The sequence below is a fragment of the Leucothrix pacifica genome, from assembly GCF_003172875.1.
In the GTDB taxonomy this organism is placed as follows: Bacteria; Pseudomonadota; Gammaproteobacteria; order Thiotrichales; family Thiotrichaceae; genus Leucothrix; species Leucothrix pacifica.
On record NZ_QGKM01000056.1, the window covers coordinates 47,751 to 68,260 of the forward strand.

Below are 20,510 nucleotides of genomic sequence, written 5' to 3' on the forward strand. Positions count from 1 at the left end.
TCCAATCTCATCATCACCTCAAGGCTTAAGCTTGAAAACATTAACCGACTCTACCAATTGCTTGGCGTAATCAGTCATGTCGTTGGTGAGTTGAGCCAGTAAATTCATTTCCTTACCGGTAGCCGTCGTGGACTCCATAATGCGGGTCGCACTGGATTGCAGTGTTTCACTCATTTCCATTTGTTCTTTGGAGGCATTTGCAATGTCGTTAACCGACGAGGTCAGTTGGTTGGTTGCATCAAGAGTCTCTTGCATTTGACGCGTCGCTTCATCTGCCAAAGCGGAACCTTCAACAACCTGCTCGATGGTATGATCCATGGTGGCGATGGTTGACTTGGTTTCTTTCTGAATGTTTTTAACCAGCGTAGAGATTTGCTCCGTAGATTCACGTGAGCTTTCTGCAAGGCGTTGGATTTCATCGGCGATTACCGAGAAGCCTTTACCAGCCTCACCGGCAGCCATGGCCTGCATATTCGCGTTCAGTGCCAATACTGTGGTGCGCTCCGCGATACCATTAATGATATCGGTAATGTAACTGATCTCCTGGGAACGCTCACCTAAGCGTTTAATACGCTTACCCGTGTCTTGTACGGTATTTCTAATCTCATTCATGCTGCCCATAGAGCGAGATACTGACTGATAAGCATCCTGAGTGGTGCCGGATGTCTTGCCCGCCATATCATTGGTTTGTAGTGCTGACTGGGCAATAATTTCAAGGCGGCGGCGAATGCGTTCAATTTGATTCGCTGTTTCTTGTGCCTCCGCTTGTTCTTCTTTGGCTAGCACGTTAACCGATTGAGAGCGCTCGTTTACGATGGTTGAAGTTTCTTCTACCGAAGAGGCGATGGTTTTAACCTGATCCAATACTTCAGTAGTATCTTCAGCCAGTTGGTTGATTGCGTCAGCCAGCGGCCCGGTCGCATCCTCAGTAACTTGTGCCCGAACTGTCAGGTCACGTTCACTTAGGTCAGATACTGCCTCAAGCAGTGAGAATACCGAATGGTTAATTGCATCGTTGTCCCGGTTTACCTGTTCCTGAAGCTGTGTACTATCATCAACCATTCGGTTAAAGGCATTACCCAGGTGAGTCAATTCATCATTACCACGAAGTCTGGAGCGGGCAGTGGTATCTCCTGCAGACATAGAGTTAACCACTTGCGTCAGGTGATTTACGGGTCGTGCGATGGAGCTATACAGCAATACACCCGACATCATAATGAAAATCAAACCCAATAGTATAACGGTTGCAATGGTTGCTGTAGCCAGATCAATACTGTTTTTGGCTTCTTCAAAGGCTGTTTGGTTGTTGATTTTATTAGATTCAATGCGCTTTTCTAAAGCGGTAATCAGTGGATTTCCAAGGTGAGAAATAACGTCCAAGGGAAAGCCTGTCGCAGAGCGGTCTGCAAATATATGGTATCGGGTTGCCTCAAAAAACTTTTGATAGGTATCTGGAGATTCTTCGGTGAGAATCGCCATGAGTTCGTCCAGACGAGTATCAAAATGCGCTTTACCTGAAATTAATTCTTCAGCGACTGCTTTATCATCACTTTCCACACTTGCAATATAGCCAGGCCACACTTTTTCAAGCTCCTGACGTTTGATAATGAGTTTGGTGAGTCCTCTGTCCGGTTTCAGCGTAGCGGACTTAATATAATTGAGCTGTCCCAGAAAGTCCTCTTGAATCAGTGATTTAATTTCAGTGGTTTCAAGAACCTTAGCATTCACTTCATTAAGCTCGATCAGTGTTGAGGAGCTTTTCATTAGCGTGAGCAGGCTCATTACACTCACTACAAGCAGAATGACTAAGGGAGCGGTAATTGACAGCGCAACCCGCGAACGGATCGACATAATGCCGCCTTGAACTGCTCTCTGAGATTGTGGTGATGTGGAGTTTTTACTCATGCCTGATTTCCTGATGAGTCTGGTGTAAGAAGTGTTTCACTGCCCGGCTTAGCAGCTTGCTGATTCTGCAGAATGAGAAGCTCAAACAGCTTATGATGATCCGCCTTATAAATATTTCTTCCTTCCACATCGATGGCGGATGTCAGCCAGAAGGGTAGGTTCAGATCTTCAATACTTTGAAAGTCATCGGCTTGAACAATATGTTGCATCGGGAGCCGGTCGATGCGGATAACCACCGCAGGAAGAGGGTCAGATTCAACCACTAGCAGCCAGTGCGACTGGGTTTGTGATTGCCTGCCAAGTAAACGATGTACGTTTAGGACGGGTAGTAGTTTTCCCCGCAAACTTATCATGCCACGGCACCACTCAGGTGCATGTGGAATAGGATAAATATTGCGTTGCTCCACAATTTCCGTTCTTACCGTTGGCTCCAGCAGGATATCAAAGTCTTCGATTGAGTAATAAAACTGAGGCGTTCCGGTTGATTCAGGCGTTACTGGTTGAATCTCATCCGTCATTATTACACTTCACTCAATCGCTGAATCAAATCTTCATCATTGTATGGTTTAACGATGTAGTCCAGTGCACCAAGCTTTAGTGCCCATTTACGATCCACATCGTTTTGCTTGCTTGAAACCATGATCACCGGTATGTCACTGGTTTCAGGGGCACGTTTGAGTTTGCGGCAAGTTTGATAACCGTCACCATCATCCATAATGATGTCGAGTAGTATCAAGTCCGGCATATTGGATTTGGCTAGTTCAAATGCCTTTGAACCGGATGGAGCCTCCGTTACAACATACCCCGCAGACTCCAGAATTTTTTTAAGGTGTGTTCTTTCAGTATTTGAATCATCTGCTATAAGAATATTTTTAATAGAGCCCGAACGTGAATAGTTGCTTTTATCATCACTCATTGAGGGTGTTCCTGGCGTTGTTAGTTGACCAATTAAACCCATGGGTAAAGGTAAATCTTGGTGTGGTGAAACATTGGTTAGATGCACAGCAGTCTCCCAGTTTTTACAATACATAGGTCGAATTGTAGTTTTTCCTGTGCAGAAATAGCACAGAAATCAGCCGAGTGGTTAACCATTGATCGGTTAAATACTCATTAGATTTTGAAGTATGTACACACACTAAAAGACAAACGGAGGGGGTATCGTTATGATTTTAGGGGGTATATACACTTATTCGAAGTAGACACAGGAATTATAGTAGATGCAATGATACCGTTTGTCCTATTATTATAAATAATTCAATTAATAATTTATTTTTATTGAGAGTGTGAAAATCTATAACAATAAGGCCCTGTATGTTTTCACACACAAGGCCTCTGTTTCAGATAGGTTTTATCTGGCTTGAAGTATGGCTTATTTAGGCGCGTTCTACTGTCATAGCAATACCCATACCACCACCGATACACAGAGTAGCCAGTCCTTTTTTGGCGTCACTTCGTTGCATTTCATGTAATAAGCTGACCAAAATTCTTGCACCTGAAGCACCAATCGGGTGACCGATAGCAATCGCACCACCGTTTACATTCACCTTCTCAGCATCCCAGCCCATATCCATATTTACAGATAGCGCCTGTGCTGCGAATGCTTCATTCGCCTCAACCAAGTCAAGATCAGATACTTCCCAGCCTGCTTTAGCCAGGCACTTTTGGCTGGCAGAAATGGGTCCGGTTCCCATAATCTTTGGGTCAACACCCGTAGAGGCATAAGAAACAATCTTTGCAAGTGGTGTCAGGCCAAGCTCTTCAGCTTTGCTGGCACTCATTACCATCACCGCTGCTGCACCATCATTGATGCCAGATGCATTACCAGCAGTTACTGTACCATCACGTGAGAACGCAGCACGTAGCTTGCCCAGACTTTCTGCAGTGGTACCGTGACGCGGAAATTCATCCTGAGCGAAAACAACCGGATCACCACGTCGCTGAGGGATCTCGACCGGAACAATCTCGTCTTCAAATTTGCCTGCTTTTTGAGCCGCTTCGGCTTTTTGCTGAGAGGCTGCAGCGAATGCATCCTGAGTCTCACGGCTGATTTCATACTTATCAGCAATATTCTCAGCAGTCGTCCCCATGTGGTAGTCATTGAAAGCATCCCATAATCCATCCTGAATCATAGTGTCCTTCATTTTCCAGTCCATCATCTTCTGGCCATTTCGTGAGTTAGGCAGAACGTGAGGGGAGGCACTCATATTTTCCTGACCACCAGCGATCACGATATCCGCGTCACCACATTTGATGGCTTGAAAGGCAAGTTGAACAGACTTGAGTCCACTACCGCAGACTTTATTGATTGTCATAGCCGGAACAGACTCAGGCAAGCCTGCCGCGATAACGCTTTGACGTGCCGGATTCTGACCAGAACCCGCTGTCAGTACCTGGCCCAAAATAACTTCATCGACTGATTCACCAGACACGCCCGTCTTTTCCAGTAAGTCAGCTAATACTTTTGCGCCTAATTGCTGCGCAGGCACACTCGCAAGTGAACCACCGAAGTTACCTACGGCGGTCCGGCTTGCTGCCACAATTACTACATCACTCATTGATTCACTCCTTCTCGAGGTTAAAATACAGAGCTTAGAAACTCATGAATAATCCACCATTTACAGGAATGTTAGCACCTGTAACATAAGCGGAATTATCATCCGTTAACCAGGCAACAGCTTGTGCAATTTCTGCTGGCTTAGCCATACGACCCATTGGTACTTCGCCAATGATAGCTTCCAACACTTTCTCAGGCATTGCTTCTGTCATGGCAGTCGCAACGTACCCGGGTGACACGGTATTTACTGTAACACCTTTGCGGGCACCTTCGCGAGCCGTAGCCATGGTAAAACCGTGTAATCCTGCTTTTGCTGCAGAATAATTAGGTTGACCGAACTGTCCACGCTGTCCATTGACTGAGGAAATGTTCACGACACGACCAAATCCGCGCTCCATCATACCAATCATGACTGGTTTTGTAACGTTGAAGGCACTGGTTAGGTTGGTATCAATCACAGCTTCCCAAGCTGAGTATTCCATTTTCTTAAGGCTGGCGTCACGTGTAATACCGGCACAGTTGACAAGAATATCGATTGGACCAACAGACTCTTCGACATTAGCAACCATCTGTTGAGTTTGCTCAAAATCAGCAACGTCAGCCGCAGCCAGAATAATCTCGTATCCGTCGCGTTTCATTTCAGCTTGCCATTTTTCAGCATTCTCTTTATCAGCCGGATAATAGCCAGCGATAACCGTACAGCCTTTGTTTACTAGCGCCATACAGATTGACTCACCGATACCGCCGTTGCCACCGGTTACCAGTGCAATTCTTTTTTCGTTCATAATGTGTATCCTGTTATAAAATTAAGTCCGTCCATCACTTTAGGCAGGACGGGAAGAGTCACATTTGCTGCAATGCACAAATTATGCTATCAATGCAAAAGTGTCAAGTGTGATACAATACTCTCTAGTGATATAAGGATTACTAAATCTTTATAAAACAATGATTTAATAATGATAATTAACTTTACCGATATCTGGGTACTATTATGCGATCGCATTACCTAAGTTCTCTGTTTCTACCGAAGTCCATTGCTATGTTTGGTGCAAGTGACCGAGCTAACTCCGTTGGACAGGCTGTTTTCGAAAATTTGATGAATGGAGGATTTAAGGGTGAAATTTATCCGATAAATCCTAAGCATAAGAAAATCAACGATATTAAGTGTTATGCCGACCTTGCAGCACTAGACAAACCGGTTGAAATGGCCGTAGTCACAACGCCTGCAAAAACAGTATTGCCAATTATGCGGCAGTGTGGAGAGCATGGCGTTAAGCATGTTGTGTTATTTGCGTCTGGCTTTCGCGAGGCCGGGGATGCGGGGATTGCCCTTGAGCAAAAGGTGATGGAGGTAGCGCAGTCCTACGGTATTCGTATTTTAGGGCCTAATTCGAGTGGTTTTATACGTCCTAAGGTTGGTTTGAACATTAGTTGTGGCTTTAGCCTGAGTAAACCGGGAAATGTGGCCATAGTGTCTCAGTCCGGTGCCATTTGTAGTGCCATGTTGGACTGGGCAGATTCTAATGACATTGGTTTCTCAACAGTTGTATCGACGGGTGCCTCCGCTGATCTTGATTTCGGTGAAGTGCTTGACTATCTGGTTAGCGATCCCGATACACGCAGTATCTTGCTGTACATAGAGGGTTTACATAACTCACGTCGTTTTATGAGTGGTTTGAGAGCTGCGGCACGTATTAAGCCGGTGATTGCGATAAAAGTAGGGCGTTTTTACGGAGAAGTCGAAACGCCCATGTCACACACCGGTGCGATGGTTGGTAGCGATGAGGTGTTTGATGAGGCGCTATCTCGCTCAGGTGTGGTTCGTATTAGTCAGTTTACTCAGTTATTTGCTGCTGCCCGGATTCTATCGTCACGCTACCGCAGTGCGGGCAAGAATCTGATGATTATTTCAAATGGTGCCGGTCCCGGTGTATTGGCGGCTGACTATGCAGTGGATAAAGGACTTAAGCTGGTTGAACCTTCAGAGGAAACGATAAAGAAATTAGCAAAGTTTCTTGGACCACATCAAGGGCGGCGAAACCCCCTGGACCTGAAATTTGGCGCTGATCCAAACAGTTATCCTAAAGCCATTGAGCTGTGCCTGCAGGATGAGAATATAGATGGTGTTGTCGCCTTTTTTACGCCGATAGCGACTCAAAACTCAGAAGAAATCGCTAAGTCCGTGATTGCTTTAGCGGATAAGTATAAGAAACCAATCCTGACATCGTGGATGGGCGGGACTCAGGTACAGTCTTCCAGAGAGTTGTTTGCTAAAGCAAAAATTCCAAGTTATCAAACCCCTGAATCCACAATCGATGCTTATTCGTTTTTAGCAGCCTATCAGCTAAGCCAAAAGTTGTTGTTACAGTCGCCTAGTAAATACAGTACCGGGCACGAACGGGCGGATGTGGAAGCGCCACACCTGATTATCGAGTCGGCGCTGTCAGAAAAGCGTAAATCGCTAACAGCTCAAGAGTCTATGGCGATATTACAGGCGTTCTCAATCAACACGGTGCGTAATGCCGTTGCCTATTCGCCTGAGCAGGCCTTAGTGATTGCGACGTCGATTGGTTTTCCCGTCGCGATGAAGGTACTGTCACCGGACATTGCACACAAGTCTGATGTGATGGGTGTCGTACTTAACATACGTGGTGCGCAAAAAGTGCGTAATGTATACCGCGAAATCATGGACAACGTCAAAATTAAGCGCCCGGAAGCTCGCATTGACGGTGTTCTTATCGAAAAAATGCATATCGCGCCTAATGGCCGTGAGCTGATGATTGGTCTAAAAAATGATTCAATATTTGGTCCCGTCATTAGCTTTGGAAGTGGTGGCACGCAGGTTGAAGTACTGCGGGATCATGCGGTGGCATTGCCCCCACTCAATCGCTTACTTGCCGAAAAGCTAATTAACCGAACCAAAGTAAAGCGCCTGCTTGAAGAGTTTGGCCACATGCCTGCAGCGAATAAAGAAGCAGTGATTAATATTTTGCTACGGGTTTCGGCGATGGCTTGTGAATTGCCATGGATACAGGAGATGGACATCAATCCATTGATCGTCGATGAGCATGGTATCGTGGCGGTAGATGCCCATATTCGTGTTGCTTATCCTAAGTCCAGTAATCGTCAATATGCGCATATGGCGATTCATCCGTATCCGGCACGCGTTGTGGAAAATCAGCAGTTGGCCGATGGCACGGATATCGTTCTTAGACCGATTCGTCCGGATGATACAGGTTTGTTGACGACATTTATGGATAGTTTATCGTCGGAAGCTAAGTATTTCCGGTTTATGCATGCACTGCATCACTTGTCACCTGAGATGCTGGTTCGCTTTACTCAGATCGACTACGACCTCGAGATGGCGGTCGTTGCAGTTGAGCAAGAAGAAGGGCGCGTATTAGGTGTAGCTCGCTTCTTGTCGAACCCGGATAATATTAGCTGTGAGTTTGCACTGGTGGTTTCTGATGCTCGTCAGAATCAGGGCTTAGGTCACCGATTGATGAGTAAATTAATTGAAGTGGCTTATGATAAAGGTTTATCAGTGATTGAAGGTGAGGTACTGGCGAATAATCACAAGATGTTGGGGCTGATGAAGTCAATGGAATTTACCATTGTTAATGACCCTGAAGATATGAATGTGAAGATCGTCAGCAAGCGTATTGCTTAATACTAATACGCTTGCTGTTTGTTTTAGAGCTTCATGAGTACCTTGAGATGAGCAACCACACTTCTGGCTAGCGCGGAAGTGTCATAACCGCCTTCCAGCATTGAGACAATGCGTCCATTGGCGTACTTGTCCGCTATCTCACACAGTTGCTCGGTGACCCACTTATAATCGCTTTCGACCAGGCGCAAGCCAGCCATTTCATCTTCTAAATGCGCATCAAAGCCTGCTGAGATAAAAATCATCTGTGGTTTGAAGTCGTGCAGAGCTGGTAACCAGTAGCCTTCGACAGCTTCTCTGAATTCAGCAGCGCCAGCACCTTGTGCTAAAGGAGCGTTAATCAGGTAGCCTTTTTTGCTTGGCTTAGCGCGCTCTGGGTACAGCGGGTGTTGATAGGTTGAGCAGAATAATATCTGCGGATCGTCCGCGACAATGTCTTCTGTACCATTGCCGTGGTGCACGTCAAAATCAACTATCGCAACCCGTTCCAAGCCGTGCTTTTTAATCGCATGACGTGCCGCAATCGCGATATTGTTAAAAAAGCAGAATCCCATGGCCTCGTCACGCTCAGCATGATGCCCCGGTGGTCTGACGCTGCAAAATACACGTTGCTCTGTGTCATCACTGAGTACTTTGTCTGTCGCTGCTATCGCTGCACCCGCAGAGCGAAGGGCTGCCTGCAAGGTGAACTCATTCATATACGTATCAGGATCAATATGAGCCATCTTGCTGTCATCAGCCGGGGATTGTTCAAAGATATAGTCGATGTGCTTTTGACTGTGGGCCAATGCCAGTTGTTCTGCAGTGGCTAGTGGTGCATCGTAGTAACGAATAAAATCACCGATTCCTGAAGTGATTAGTTGGTCATCGATCGCACGCAGGCGTTGAGGGCGTTCAGGATGCCCATGACCCATGTCATGCTTCAGGCAATCTGCATGGGTGTAAATGGCAATGCTCATGGCTTAACCTTATTTGTCGTCGCTTTTATTGGACTTGAAAAAGCTATCCTGAACTTGTTTCCACATCGCTAGATTTTTGGCCGTTGATTGCTTCCAGAAATCCATAGGGTTGCTGGTCATCATTTCTTTCATCTGCTGTTGCATGGTTTGCTGTTGCTGATGGAAAAATTGCAGGCTTTTTTGCATATAATCATTGAAGCCTTCACGGGAATTTTCACCGTAATACCGGATGAAGTTTTCCAGGCTGTCAGTGGTAAACAGGGGTTCGTTATTGGACTCTTGTTCAAGGATGATCTGTAATAAAATGCTGCGTGTGATGTCTTGCTCAGACTGGCTATCAATCACTCTGATTTCTAGTCCGTCTTCGATCATTGTTTTAATGTCGACCAATTTAATATAACGGCTACCCTCAGTGTCGTATAGTCGTCTGTTTGGGTACTTTTTAATTAGGCGTGTTTTCTGATCCATAGAACTCTTCTGTTTATTCCCTATGAAACCAAATAGGTTCATGAGTTGTTGTCTTGTATACTACTACAAAATTGCGATGCGGTATAACGTAGAATAAGCGCATCCAGTCTAAATAAAATCAATGCGGAGTATGCATTTTGGCGTCGACGATACAGGATAAAATGCGATATGTGGGCGTTGCATATCAGCAGTTTCTGATCGCAATCAATACGGATCAGGATTGCCTGAATCAGGCTCGCTCTGTATTTGAGCAACATTTTTATATTTTGGTATCACAACATAGAAAAATACTGGATTCACTGTCTATTCCGAATCCTGAATTTCTGGAAGATAGCGTATTACTTCAAACCAAAATAGTGAATTTCACGAAGCAGTTTGAATGCTTTTATGTTGACGTCTTTGAACAGTTTAAAGCGCAACATTCAGGGCTAATTGATAAGGATTCTAAGATGGCTTTCAAATGTTGGCTCCAAATGTTTGATACTGAGTATTTAGCCTATATAAGACAGGACAGTGTCTGTCGCGAATATGCAGACATATTGTTAGCGACAACACAACTCGCCCAACAATTACAGTCCTCTGATAAGGCTGGCTGACGTGAGCACTGTTAGTCTCGAAGCGCCAGTCTCGACTCCGGTCTGTCTTTTTGAACGAGGTGCTGCCTGTTTGACGTCTGCTACGCAAAAATGGACTCCTGTGACGCAGCGCGAACAAGTGGCTGCTTCCACGCTTTATCAGTTGTACCGCTATCCGCTGTCTGAGCATCAGGCTGAGTCGGGAGCTCGCAGCGTTGAGACTGACGAAGTCGTGCTAATCGTCTATGCCATGGTCAATACAGCGTCAGTGCTGGATCTGGATCGTGATATGTCGATGATACAAGCCCTGAAAGCGCAGGGGCTGACCGTTTACCTCATGGAGTGGGAAGAGCCTCAGGTTCAGCAGAGTTCCATTGGTATGAGTGAGTACCTGCAGCGTTCTTTACACCATTGTGTTATGCAAATAAGACAGGACTGCAAGCTTGATAAAATCAATCTGATGGGGGTCTGTCAGGGGGGGGTATTTGCACTGTGTTATGCCAAGCTATACCCCGAATATATCCGGTCGGTCATTCCATTGGTCACTCCGATTAATTGTCATACCCAATACGACACACTCAGCACTTTAGCCCGGCATATGGATTTTGAGTCCTTATTGATGCCGGGTATTAATATTCCGGGTCAGTTGCTGGCGCAGGTGTTCTTGTCATTAAAGCCGATGACGCTCAGTATCATGAAATATATAGAGATATCTGAACGCTTAAATGCTGCGAAGGATAATACTGAGCTCAGTAGAAAGTTTATGGCAATGGAACAATGGATAGAGGAAACGCCAGATCAGCCCGCTCTGTTTTTTAAAGAGTTCGTAGAGAGTGTCTATCAACAAAATGCACTTTATAAGGGTGAATTGTTGATCCTTGGCGAAAAGATAGATTTGAGACAGATGGAAATCCCGGTACTCAATATTTATGCTTCTAATGATCACTTAGTACCGCCGGATTCTTCAAAAGCATTGGCCGAGTTGGTTCCTGAAGCGTATTACCAGTCGCTTGAAGTGAGGACGGGTCACATTGGGATGTTTGTCAGTCGTAAATCACTGAAGCAAGTCCCCCAAGCAATAGCTGACTTTATTCGTCAGCCTTGATCTGCTTTTGTTCGGTGAGCAAGTTTTACGTAGTTTGCAGCAGAGTAGCCCAGAAACTCGCGCTCCTTATCACTTAACGGCCTCTTTTTTATCGCCGGATTACCGATATACAGGTAGCCACTTTCAAGCCGCTTGTTGGGTGGCACAACACTTCCGGCAGCAATCATCACCTCATCTTCAACGACGGTATTATCCATCACGATAGCTCCCATGCCAATCAGGCAACGATTCCCAATGGTACAAGCGTGAAGCAGTGCCTTGTGGCCCACAGTCACATCATCACCAATAATCAATGGGTAGCCAGTGCTGGTCGTATACTCTGGGTTTGCGTGGGTCACATGCAGAACTGAGCCGTCCTGAATATTGGTACGTGCACCAATGCGTATATGGTTAACATCACCGCGAATCACGGTGCATGGCCAGATTGAGACGTCCTCTGCAATGACGACATCACCAGTAATGACCGCAGAGTCATCGATATAGGCTGACTCTGCAATCTCGGGTGTTTTATCTTCAAATCGACGAACAGTCATCGTTATTTGAGCGGGGAGCCGGCGTCTGAAATAGCGCGGAGAATATCGCTTCGGTTGATAATACCAATTACCCGATTATCATCCATTACCGGAAAAAAGCGGTAAGGTGAATTCATGAACTCTTTAGCGATAAACAATATGCTGTAGTTGGAATCAACCGTTTTAACATCGCGCGTCATTAGGTCACTTACAGTCAAATGTGAATTCTGGTCAAAGTTGCCTTCGATGGCTGCTTGAATGCAGTCCGAGCCGGATAATACACCAACCAGATTGCCCAGATTGTCCATCACTGGTGCCCCAAAGATATTTTGTTTATTAAAAACAAAAATAACATCTTTGATATATTGATCAGGCTTTAAAGTAACGAATTTTGGATTCAGGTAGTTTTTGACGTGAAGTGATTTTTGCATAAATGACGCTCCGAATAATTAAAATTTTAGAATTTGCGAAACTCTATCGGTGACTCCTTTGGTTCATTAGATTCTTGTTCTTTTGCCATACGTGCTTTTTTCTTTTCGCAGGGGTTTGAGCAAGAGCAATCACTGCTCATACCTGGAATATTACCCAGCCCACCACAGCTTCCTTTGAGCTCGCGGTTATTCAGAATAACCCCGAGTGACATACCGAGTGCCACTAAGCTGAAGATAATAAACGCTAACAAAAAAACGGACATTTTTTACACCTTGATTCTATATGTGTTCAATACTTGAGACATTAGTATACCGCTTGCTGAGAATTATAGTATTAAGTTTTTTAACGGAGGAGAGGTTTTATGGTTCATCATAGATACTTCGGCAAATAAAAGCTCCGCAGTGGCCAAAGCGTCTGTCAACGCATTGTGGGCACTATAACGTGGTAGATTTGCAGTTTCTCTTAGGTTGGATAACCGTAATTCTGAAGGGTCATAACCGGCTGACTTCATATCCATACGCCTTTGCGCCAGCATAAATGTGTCGATGATGGGGTAGATCGGTGCCATGCCATAAAGCCGTTCGCAGGCATGATTAAGAAAACTGCGTTCAATATGTGCAAAGTGCACCAGCATGACCTTGCCACTGAGTGCTGCTAGCAAATCACTGATGGTTTGCTCCAAACTCTGGCCTTGGGCTTTATGGTCATCAGTGATTTGGTGGATGATCACGTTTTCTTCTCTCAGGGCGCAATCCGTATCAATAATCGCGTGATGTGAGGAGCCCAAAATGATCTCATCCTGATCGACTGTTAGGTAACCGGCACTGAGAATATGATCAACTTTAGGGTTAAGTCCGGTAGTTTCAAAATCCAACGCCAACAATGGTACTTGTGCGATGGGACAATCCATTGCAGGGAAGGGATGCGAAAGGTAGTCTTTGAGTGGCCCTTCCGGTGCTTTTTTTAACAGGCGCTCACGTTGTTTTTCATAACCTAGCAGGCGTGTCAGTATGTTCACGTCAGACTCCCTTTTAGTATTTCATTTTGATACTGTTTTGCATGGTCTGAATCACCTTAAAGGCATCCTTTAGATATTCACGTTCTAACTGAGGAATGTCCTTTGGTGGCAGGAAGTTATCGGCTTTCTCATTGCGCTTAATTTGCCGGGTTTGGTGTTGTATTTTTTGCTCACCAATAAACTCAAAAGCGGCCAATAAATCGGCTGCGCCATCTTCACTTAGACTGTTAGTACCGGCAGCCTGCAGGATGCGCTCCCGGGTATTCACTGTTTTGATACCTTCTGCCAGAGCATATATGCGTGCTAAATCGACGATGGGCGCCGTGCCATTTAGTTTAAGATCCAGAGTGTCTTTATGTTCACCGTCTTCAATTAATACAAACCCACGGAAGAAACCTAGAGGTGGACGTAGTCCCAATGCGTTTTTAGCCAGCAGTCCAAGGAATAGTGTGTTCTTTTGTGAGCGCTCTAACATGCGATCTCGTATTTCATCCAGTAGATAATCTTCTCCGTGGATGGTTCTGAAGTCAAAGAACGTACTGGCGTTGAGCAAAGCTTGAGGGTCCGGAGTATCAATCCAGTTTTCGAAGTATTTGTCCCAGGTTGCCTGTGTTTGGCGGTACTCCGGATTCATCGCCATAATGTTACCGGGGCAATGAATAAACCCGCACTCCGCTAATCCATCACACACGAAGGTTCCGAGCTGGGTATACCAATCTATGTCTTTAGGGTCTAAGTCATTAGAAATGATTAATGCATTGTCTTGGTCGGTATGTGAGGTTTGCTCACGACGTGCCTGAGAACCTGCCGCAACCCAGGAATAGGGTACGGGAGGTGGGCCGAGCTTTTCCTCCGCCAATTCAATTAATCGACGGGTGATTGCACCATTCACCGCGCTAACCGCTTTACCGATGTGGTCAGCACTGGCATCCATATCCGTTAATTGTACTTGTAGCTGTGGAATTACTTTGCTTTCTTGTGCCAGTGTTGCGATGTCTTTTGCACGTGCGATCGACGTACTTAAGTAGACCGTATTCTTACTTTCGAATTTAATCAGGTCAGTAGAGGTGATCATCCCAAGTAGCTGATTGTTATCTACGACTGGCAAGTGATGGATACCTTTACGCGTCATTAACATCAAGGCGTCGAAGGCATTGCTACTCGGTTTGATGGAGCGCACCGAATGCGTCATGATCGAATCTGCAATGGCGTCGGTTGACATGCCTGTTGCAACACAATCCCGCCGGATATCGGTATCCGTCAAAATACCAATGGCAGCACCGTTAGTATCTGTCACCATGATGCTTGAGACATCATGCTCCGACATTTTTATAGACGCTTCAAGAATGCTGCTACCTGATGCGATAGTGATTGCTGGTGAGCTATAGATGGTCTCAATTTCATTATAGATTAAGGCGGATCCCGTGCTGCTATTTGTATTGGCTTTAATCAGATTTTGACTAAGTCCGCCCCGGATGTGTTTGATAACCATATCAAGCACGGTCTGATTGCTATCAGGCTCTGTGGCTATGTCTTTAAGAGCATTGGTGTCCAGACTATACACCAGCATGTCTTCAGTAACCTCGCCTGAATGCTCTTTAGTGTCTGGCTCAGTCATTAAGAGGGTCAGGAGGTCTCCTTCTGCTGCTTTACCAATAAGTCGACCACTTTTTGAGGATAGTGAGATGGCACCTTTGCGGATGATCATCAGGCGACTTGATTCAGTTTCCGCAGACACAGTCGTTCCACGACGCAAATATCGGATGCGAATTTCCTGAGTGAGTTGTTCCAATGTGGACTGAGGCAAGCGGTCAAGTGGAGTAACCTTGCTTATAAAATCACATATTTCTTTCAGTTCAATATCCATCGTAGCACCTGATTAGTAAGATTAGTTCATTATCATTCAAAGACTTATGAATACATATGACATTGATCAAGCTTATAGGAAAGAGCGTAAAAAATCCGTATCTCAGATACAAGAAAGGCTCCCGAAGGAGCCTTTCTGTTACTAGTTTCTAAGAGTAGATCTTAGTGGCTAGTGTCTGCCGCACCAGCACCAGCTGGGATACGGAAGTTGTCAACCATGTCACGGATCTCTTGTGGAGCAGGACCAGTCATCTTAGTAACTACCCAAGCAACTACGAAGTTAACGATCGCACCTACCACACCAAACGCGTTTGGTGAGATACCCATGAACCAGTTAGGCTCCATGTCACCCAGGAACGCAGTTCCAGGAATAAACATAATACCCTTGTGCTGGAATACGTAGAACAGAGTGATACCGATACCAGCCAACATACCTGCAATACCTGCTGTGCTGCTGATGTTCTTAGAGAAGATACCCATCATCAGAGCCGGGAAGATAGAGGAAGCTGCCAGACCAAAGGCCAGTGCTACCGTACCTGCCGCGAAACCAGGAGGATTTAATCCTAACCAACCAGCTAGTAATACCGAGAGTGTCATTACGACTCGACTCGCCATTAATTCGCCTTTCTCTGACATGTTCGGTGAGAGTACACCTTTCATCAAGTCATGAGATATGGATGAGGATATTGCCAACAACAAACCTGCCGCTGTTGAGAGTGCTGCTGCCAGACCACCGGCTGCGATCAATGCGATTACCCAGTTAGGTAGCTGCGCGATCTCAGGGTTAGCAAGTACCATGATGTCACGGTCAACTTTAACCATTTCATTGGTTTCTTTGTCAGCAGTGTATTGGATCTTACCATCGCCATTCTTATCTTCGAACTTCAGAAGACCAGTCTGTTCCCAGTTCTTGAACCACTGTGGACGTGCTTCATACTCCAGAGGACCAGCTGCAGGCTGAAGAGTAGACATCAGGTTCATACGAGCCATTGCGCCAACAGCAGGAGCAACAGTGTATAGACATGCGATGAATACTAGTGCCCAACCAGCAGAAGAACGAGCATCTTTAACTGTAGGTACAGTGAAGAAACGCATAATTACGTGTGGCAGACCAGCAGTACCGATCATAAGAGATGCAGTGTAAGCAAACATGTTCAGGCTGCTGCCTAGCTTTGCAGTGGTGTACTCTTTAAAGCCAGTGTCAGTCAGAACCTGATCCAACTTGTCTAGCAAGTAGATGTCTTCTTCACCAACCATCTTACTACCTAGACCAATCTGTGGGATCGGGTTACCAGTAAGCTGTAGAGAGATAAATACCGCAGGAACAGTGTAAGCGAAGATCAATACACAGTACTGGGCGATCTGAGTATATGTAATACCCTTCATACCACCTAGTACAGCGTAAACCCATACTACAACCATACCGATTCCAAGACCCAGACCGTAGTCAACTTCAAGGAAGCGAGAGAATGCAACACCAACACCTTTCATCTGACCGATTACATACGTCAAAGACGCGATAATCAAACAGATAACAGCTACGATACGAGCCGTCTTTGAGTAGTAACGATCACCGATAAACTCAGGTACCGTGAACTTACCGTGCTTACGTAGGTAAGGAGCCAGAAGCATCGCGAGAAGAACGTAACCACCCGTCCAACCCATTAGGAATACAGAACCACCGTATCCCAAGAATGCAATCAAACCAGCCATCGAGATGAATGACGCAGCACTCATCCAGTCAGCAGCAGTCGCCATACCATTCAGTACAGGATGTACACCACCACCGGCCACGTAGAATTCTTTTGTGCTAGCAGCACGCGCCCACCAAGCGATACCGAAGTACAGCGCGAAACTGGCAAATACGACGATATACGTTAAAGTCTTTAATTCCATGATTTAGTCCCTTACTCCTGAACGTTAAATTTCTTGTCTAACTGATTCATGCGGAAAGCATAGAAGAAAACCAGAAACAGGAATACGTAGATAGAACCTTGTTGGGCAAACCAGAAACCGAGTTTGTAACCGCCAAGTTGGAAATTATTCAGTACATCGACCAGAAGCAGTCCACAACCGAATGACACAACGAACCACACGACCAGACACATAATCATCAGCCGCACGTTCGCTTGCCAGTACAAGCTATTATTTTCAGAACTCATTGAATTCCTCCGTAGGAAATTAAAAGCATCACATTGCATGATGAATTACTGCCCGTGTTACGAGAAATCAGATCGAAATCCAGCAGTACCCCGTAACACAGTGGTAGAGATACTACGTTATATAAAGTGTGATAGGCAAGTAATTAGGCCTTTTCCTGATACTGAGATTTAGAAATGCCGATAGTTTATTGTATCCTTTTATGGGCATATTTATTTGAGTTGATAAATTGCTTGATGTTTTAAAATCAAGCACTTATCTTTTTGCCTTCTTGCTCTAAAATATCAACGATATCAGTGATATATGTTTTTAAGTGTTTGTTTTTCATATAAGCAATACGAGTGACAGACTCTGGGAAAAAACCAGACAAGTCACGCATTACCAAGCCATCTGCCTCTTCTGGGGTATAAGCAACACGGGCGATAATACCCACCCCAAAGCCCAGTCTGACGTAGCTTTTGATGACATCACTATCTGTTGCAGAAAAGCTAGTATCAATGGTCAATTCACGCTCAGCAAACGCCTTTTCGATTTTGGAACGACCCGTAAATCCAAAGACATAAGTCAGAATAGGGTGTGCGGCAATACGCTCTAAACTGAGTTCACCACTCGCAAGATCATGCCCTTCTGGCACAATCAGAGCATGGTTCCAGTCATAACAGTGGTGGGTCGTTAGCGCTTCGTCCTCTGCGACTTCCTCAGTACAAATAGCAATGTCCGCTTCCTTATCATGTAGCATTTGCACGAGTTGGCTAGGATTACCCTGCAGAAAATTCACTTTGACCTTGGGGTAGCGTTGCCTGAATTCATTTAAAACCGGTGGCAGGAAGTACTTTGCCTGCATGTGCGTAGTTGCGATACGTATTTCACCTTGCCGGCCATCTCTGAAGTCGTCAGCCACCGCTCTGATGTTTTCGAGTGCTTGTTCAATGTCATCAACTTCTTTAACGATCGCCTGACTTAATGGGGTCGCTTTAATCAACCGTTTTCCCTTTCGCTCAAACAAGGGAAGCCCGAGTTCTTCTTCTAACAGACTGAGTTGTCGGCTAACCGCACTCTGCACAACAAAGTGTTGTGTAGCTGCACGAGAAATATTCAATCCGTTGTTTAGTACAGTCTTCAGAAGCTGCAGTTGAAATAATTTCATATATCTTTTTTTGTGATTTAAATATCAAATAGTATCGCTTTATTAGAATTAAATATTACCTATAATGGCCACATTAGTAAATAGCAGGTGACCGTTATGACGACTGAATACAACGAAAACTCACAAGAATTAGCAACAACTTCGCAATCTGATGAGCAAGAGGTTGTAGAGCGGACTCAGCCAGACAATGCTGAGTCAGTTGAAGAGCAGGAAGAAGAATTGTACTTCTGGTCTGAGCCAGGCGTCTGCGGATAAAGGAAAGATTTATGCAACTTTTAACTCCGGAACAAATACAGCAAGCATCAGCTGCCGTTAACAGCCTGACACCTGCGCAAATGGTATGGGTGAGTGGTTACCTACAGGGCTTGTCGTCAAATGCAGCGCCAGATATCGGCGGGCTCACTTTGAGTCCTGCAACCGCAGCGGCACCAGCCCCCGCTGTTAGCGAAAAAGTGACTGTGTTATACGGTAGCCAGACCGGCAACAGCCGTAAAATAGCCGAAAAACTGCATGCTGCACTTGAATCAAGAGGTCAGCAGGCGACTCTTCAAAACATGCTGAATTACCGTGGTAGTCAGTTGAAGAAAGAAGAGAATCTGATTGCTGTAGTGAGCACGCACGGTAATGGCGAGCCACCTGATGAGGCACTCGGTTTCTTCAAGTTTGTGAATGGTGCGAAAGCGCCAAAACTTGACCACATGAAATTCTCTGTCTTAGCACTGGGTGATTCCAGCTACGATGAGTTCTGTCAAACTGGCTATGAGTTAGATGCTCGATTGAGTGAGCTTGGCGCAAGTCGCTTGAGTGATGTTGTGGCGTGTGATGTCGACTACGCCGATGATGCTGCTGAGTGGAATGACACGATTCTAAAATTGCTGGAGCCATCTTCAGCTGCCGTACCATCAATCGATTTTGGTGGTCAACCAGCAGCTGCTAGTGCGACTGAAACACAATACGATGAACAAAATCCATTTCAGGCAGAAGTATTGGATAAGCTTGTGTTGACAGATGAAGGGTCTGATAAATCAGTGCTTCATCTGGAGCTTTCACTGGAAGACAGTGGGCTGACTTATGAGCCTGGCGACATTGTTGCGATTCAATCAGCCAATCAGGTCGAGTTGGTAGATGCCATCATTGCTGAATTATCATTAGATGCCAATGAGCAGGTAACAATTAAGAAAAACACGTTAACACTGCGCGAAGCCTTATTGAACAAGCGTGAACTGACGCACATCACCCGTAAACAACTTCAGGTATACGCTGAGCAATCTGACAATGCCGAATTATTAGCATTGGCACAGGACAAGTCGCAGCTAACTGAAGAAATTGAAGCGGCCGATGTCTTAGATGTCCTGCAACTTTGGCCAGCCAAACTAAACGCTCAGGCACTGACTGATTGGTTACGTCCACTGAGTGCACGACAGTACTCAATTGCATCAAGCGAAGCGGCGAGTCCGGAAGAGGTTCATGTACTCGTAAAACATGTTGAATATGACTATCGCGGCAGAAAGCACGGTGGTGTGTGTTCATCACAGCTTGCGGCATCAGACAGTGGTGAAACATTAGGCGTTAGCATTAAACCTAACTCGAGTTTCAAGTTACCTGAAAATGAAGATACTCAGGTGATCATGATCGGTGCCGGAACAGGCGTTGCACCGTTCAGAAGTTTCTTGTTTGACCGTGAAGCAAAGGGTCTCGAAGGAAATACATGGTTGTTCTTTGGTGAGCAAAAATTCCAGACGGACTTCTTGTATCAGACGGAATGGCAGCAGTTTATTAAGTCTGGCGTATTAGAGAAAATGAGTGTTGCATTCTCACGTGATCAAGCTGAGAAGGTGTATGTGCAACATCGCATTCTGGAAGAAGCTGAAGCGGTTTATCAGTGGTTAGAATCAGGTGCACACCTCTACATCTGTGGTGATATGCATCACATGGCTAAAGACGTACATCAGGCATTAATCGACGTGATTGTGCAACAGTCCGGGCGAAATGCTGAAGAGGCGAGTGACTGGTTAGATCAGTTGATTGCTGAAAAGCGCTACCAGCGTGATGTTTACTAAGCCAAATCCCCATTGACTCCTTAGTGTCCTTCATCACTTATCAATAAGTTGATGAGGGACTTGCATAATTTATAGAGAATTT

At 45.4% G+C, this 20,510-nt stretch carries 20 protein-coding genes; 5 read left to right on the forward strand and 15 right to left on the reverse strand.

The window, feature by feature from the left end:
* Positions 1-18: 18 nt before the first annotated feature.
* The 5 genes from DKW60_RS17025 to phbB all read right to left on the reverse strand — a co-directional run bounded on the left by DKW60_RS17025 (position 19) and on the right by phbB (position 5,244).
* Positions 19-1,905, reverse strand: coding sequence for a methyl-accepting chemotaxis protein (locus DKW60_RS17025; protein ID WP_109838868.1), 1,887 nt, complete (start codon positions 1,903-1,905; stop codon positions 19-21).
* Entirely contained in the window at positions 1,902-2,423 is a 522-nt protein-coding gene (locus DKW60_RS17030; protein WP_109838869.1) for a chemotaxis protein CheW, read from the reverse strand. The genes DKW60_RS17025 and DKW60_RS17030 overlap by 4 nt, the downstream gene beginning before the upstream one ends.
* A gap of 2 nt (positions 2,424-2,425) precedes the next feature.
* Entirely contained in the window at positions 2,426-2,821 is a 396-nt protein-coding gene (locus DKW60_RS17035) for a response regulator (protein WP_109838896.1), read from the reverse strand.
* Between the two features lie 457 nt (positions 2,822-3,278).
* Entirely contained in the window at positions 3,279-4,460 is a 1,182-nt protein-coding gene (locus DKW60_RS17040) for an acetyl-CoA C-acetyltransferase (RefSeq protein WP_109838870.1), read from the reverse strand.
* Between the two features lie 34 nt (positions 4,461-4,494).
* On the reverse strand, positions 4,495-5,244 hold the full coding sequence (gene phbB, locus DKW60_RS17045; RefSeq protein ID WP_109838871.1) for an acetoacetyl-CoA reductase: 750 nt from the start codon (positions 5,242-5,244) through the stop codon (positions 4,495-4,497).
* Positions 5,245-5,450: 206 nt separating this feature from the next.
* Here phbB and DKW60_RS17050 point away from each other — a divergent pair, with 206 nt between their 5' ends.
* Complete coding sequence (locus tag DKW60_RS17050; RefSeq protein ID WP_109838872.1) at positions 5,451-8,129, forward strand: bifunctional acetate--CoA ligase family protein/GNAT family N-acetyltransferase; 2,679 nt, start codon at positions 5,451-5,453, stop codon at positions 8,127-8,129.
* A 23-nt stretch (positions 8,130-8,152) separates the two neighbouring features.
* Here the strand turns inward: DKW60_RS17050 and DKW60_RS17055 are convergent, their stop codons facing one another.
* Together DKW60_RS17055 and phaR are read right to left on the reverse strand one after the other, a co-directional pair.
* Positions 8,153-9,085, reverse strand: coding sequence for a histone deacetylase family protein (locus tag DKW60_RS17055; protein ID WP_109838873.1), 933 nt, complete (start codon positions 9,083-9,085; stop codon positions 8,153-8,155).
* A 9-nt stretch (positions 9,086-9,094) separates the two neighbouring features.
* Positions 9,095-9,553 (reverse strand): polyhydroxyalkanoate synthesis repressor PhaR, encoded by a 459-nt coding sequence (gene phaR, locus DKW60_RS17060; RefSeq protein ID WP_109838874.1) that lies wholly within the window; start codon positions 9,551-9,553, stop codon positions 9,095-9,097.
* A gap of 137 nt (positions 9,554-9,690) precedes the next feature.
* On the opposite strand from phaR, the gene DKW60_RS17065 reads away from it, so the two are divergent.
* Positions 9,691-10,149, forward strand: a complete 459-nt coding sequence (locus DKW60_RS17065) for a hypothetical protein (RefSeq protein WP_146203510.1) — start codon at positions 9,691-9,693, stop codon at positions 10,147-10,149.
* Position 10,150: 1 nt separating this feature from the next.
* Positions 10,151-11,233, forward strand: a complete 1,083-nt coding sequence (locus DKW60_RS17070) for an alpha/beta fold hydrolase (protein WP_109838876.1) — start codon at positions 10,151-10,153, stop codon at positions 11,231-11,233.
* Here DKW60_RS17070 and DKW60_RS17075 read toward each other — a convergent pair.
* The 8 genes from DKW60_RS17075 to DKW60_RS17110 all read right to left on the reverse strand — a co-directional run bounded on the left by DKW60_RS17075 (position 11,224) and on the right by DKW60_RS17110 (position 18,368).
* A complete protein-coding gene (locus DKW60_RS17075) occupies positions 11,224-11,766 on the reverse strand; it encodes a gamma carbonic anhydrase family protein (protein ID WP_109838877.1) in 543 nt (180 codons plus the stop codon). The two genes, DKW60_RS17070 and DKW60_RS17075, sit on opposite strands and share 10 nt — an antisense overlap.
* A 2-nt stretch (positions 11,767-11,768) precedes the next feature.
* Positions 11,769-12,176 (reverse strand): CBS domain-containing protein, encoded by a 408-nt coding sequence (locus tag DKW60_RS17080; RefSeq protein WP_109838878.1) that lies wholly within the window; start codon positions 12,174-12,176, stop codon positions 11,769-11,771.
* A 26-nt stretch (positions 12,177-12,202) separates the two neighbouring features.
* A complete protein-coding gene (nqrM, locus tag DKW60_RS17085; protein WP_109838879.1) occupies positions 12,203-12,439 on the reverse strand; it encodes a (Na+)-NQR maturation NqrM in 237 nt (78 codons plus the stop codon).
* A gap of 63 nt (positions 12,440-12,502) precedes the next feature.
* Complete coding sequence (locus DKW60_RS17090) at positions 12,503-13,195, reverse strand: exonuclease domain-containing protein (protein ID WP_219988804.1); 693 nt, start codon at positions 13,193-13,195, stop codon at positions 12,503-12,505.
* A gap of 13 nt (positions 13,196-13,208) precedes the next feature.
* The gene (locus DKW60_RS17095) at positions 13,209-15,062 is read right to left on the reverse strand and encodes a DUF294 nucleotidyltransferase-like domain-containing protein (protein WP_109838880.1); all 1,854 of its coding nucleotides are present in this window, start codon (positions 15,060-15,062) and stop codon (positions 13,209-13,211) included.
* A 161-nt stretch (positions 15,063-15,223) separates the two neighbouring features.
* A complete protein-coding gene (locus tag DKW60_RS17100) occupies positions 15,224-16,957 on the reverse strand; it encodes a sodium:solute symporter family protein (RefSeq protein ID WP_219988805.1) in 1,734 nt (577 codons plus the stop codon).
* Positions 16,958-16,968: 11 nt separating this feature from the next.
* Complete coding sequence (locus DKW60_RS17105; RefSeq protein WP_109838882.1) at positions 16,969-17,223, reverse strand: DUF4212 domain-containing protein; 255 nt, start codon at positions 17,221-17,223, stop codon at positions 16,969-16,971.
* A gap of 245 nt (positions 17,224-17,468) precedes the next feature.
* Positions 17,469-18,368 carry a LysR substrate-binding domain-containing protein gene (locus tag DKW60_RS17110; RefSeq protein ID WP_109838883.1) on the reverse strand — a complete coding sequence of 300 codons (900 nt, stop codon included), beginning with the start codon at positions 18,366-18,368 and terminating at the stop codon, positions 17,469-17,471.
* Positions 18,369-18,464: 96 nt separating this feature from the next.
* Here DKW60_RS17110 and DKW60_RS23760 point away from each other — a divergent pair, with 96 nt between their 5' ends.
* Together DKW60_RS23760 and DKW60_RS17115 are read left to right on the forward strand one after the other, a co-directional pair.
* Entirely contained in the window at positions 18,465-18,623 is a 159-nt protein-coding gene (locus tag DKW60_RS23760) for a hypothetical protein (protein WP_181389761.1), read from the forward strand.
* Between the two features lie 11 nt (positions 18,624-18,634).
* Complete coding sequence (locus DKW60_RS17115) at positions 18,635-20,428, forward strand: assimilatory sulfite reductase (NADPH) flavoprotein subunit (RefSeq protein WP_109838884.1); 1,794 nt, start codon at positions 18,635-18,637, stop codon at positions 20,426-20,428.
* The last annotated feature ends 82 nt before the right edge of the window (positions 20,429-20,510 follow it).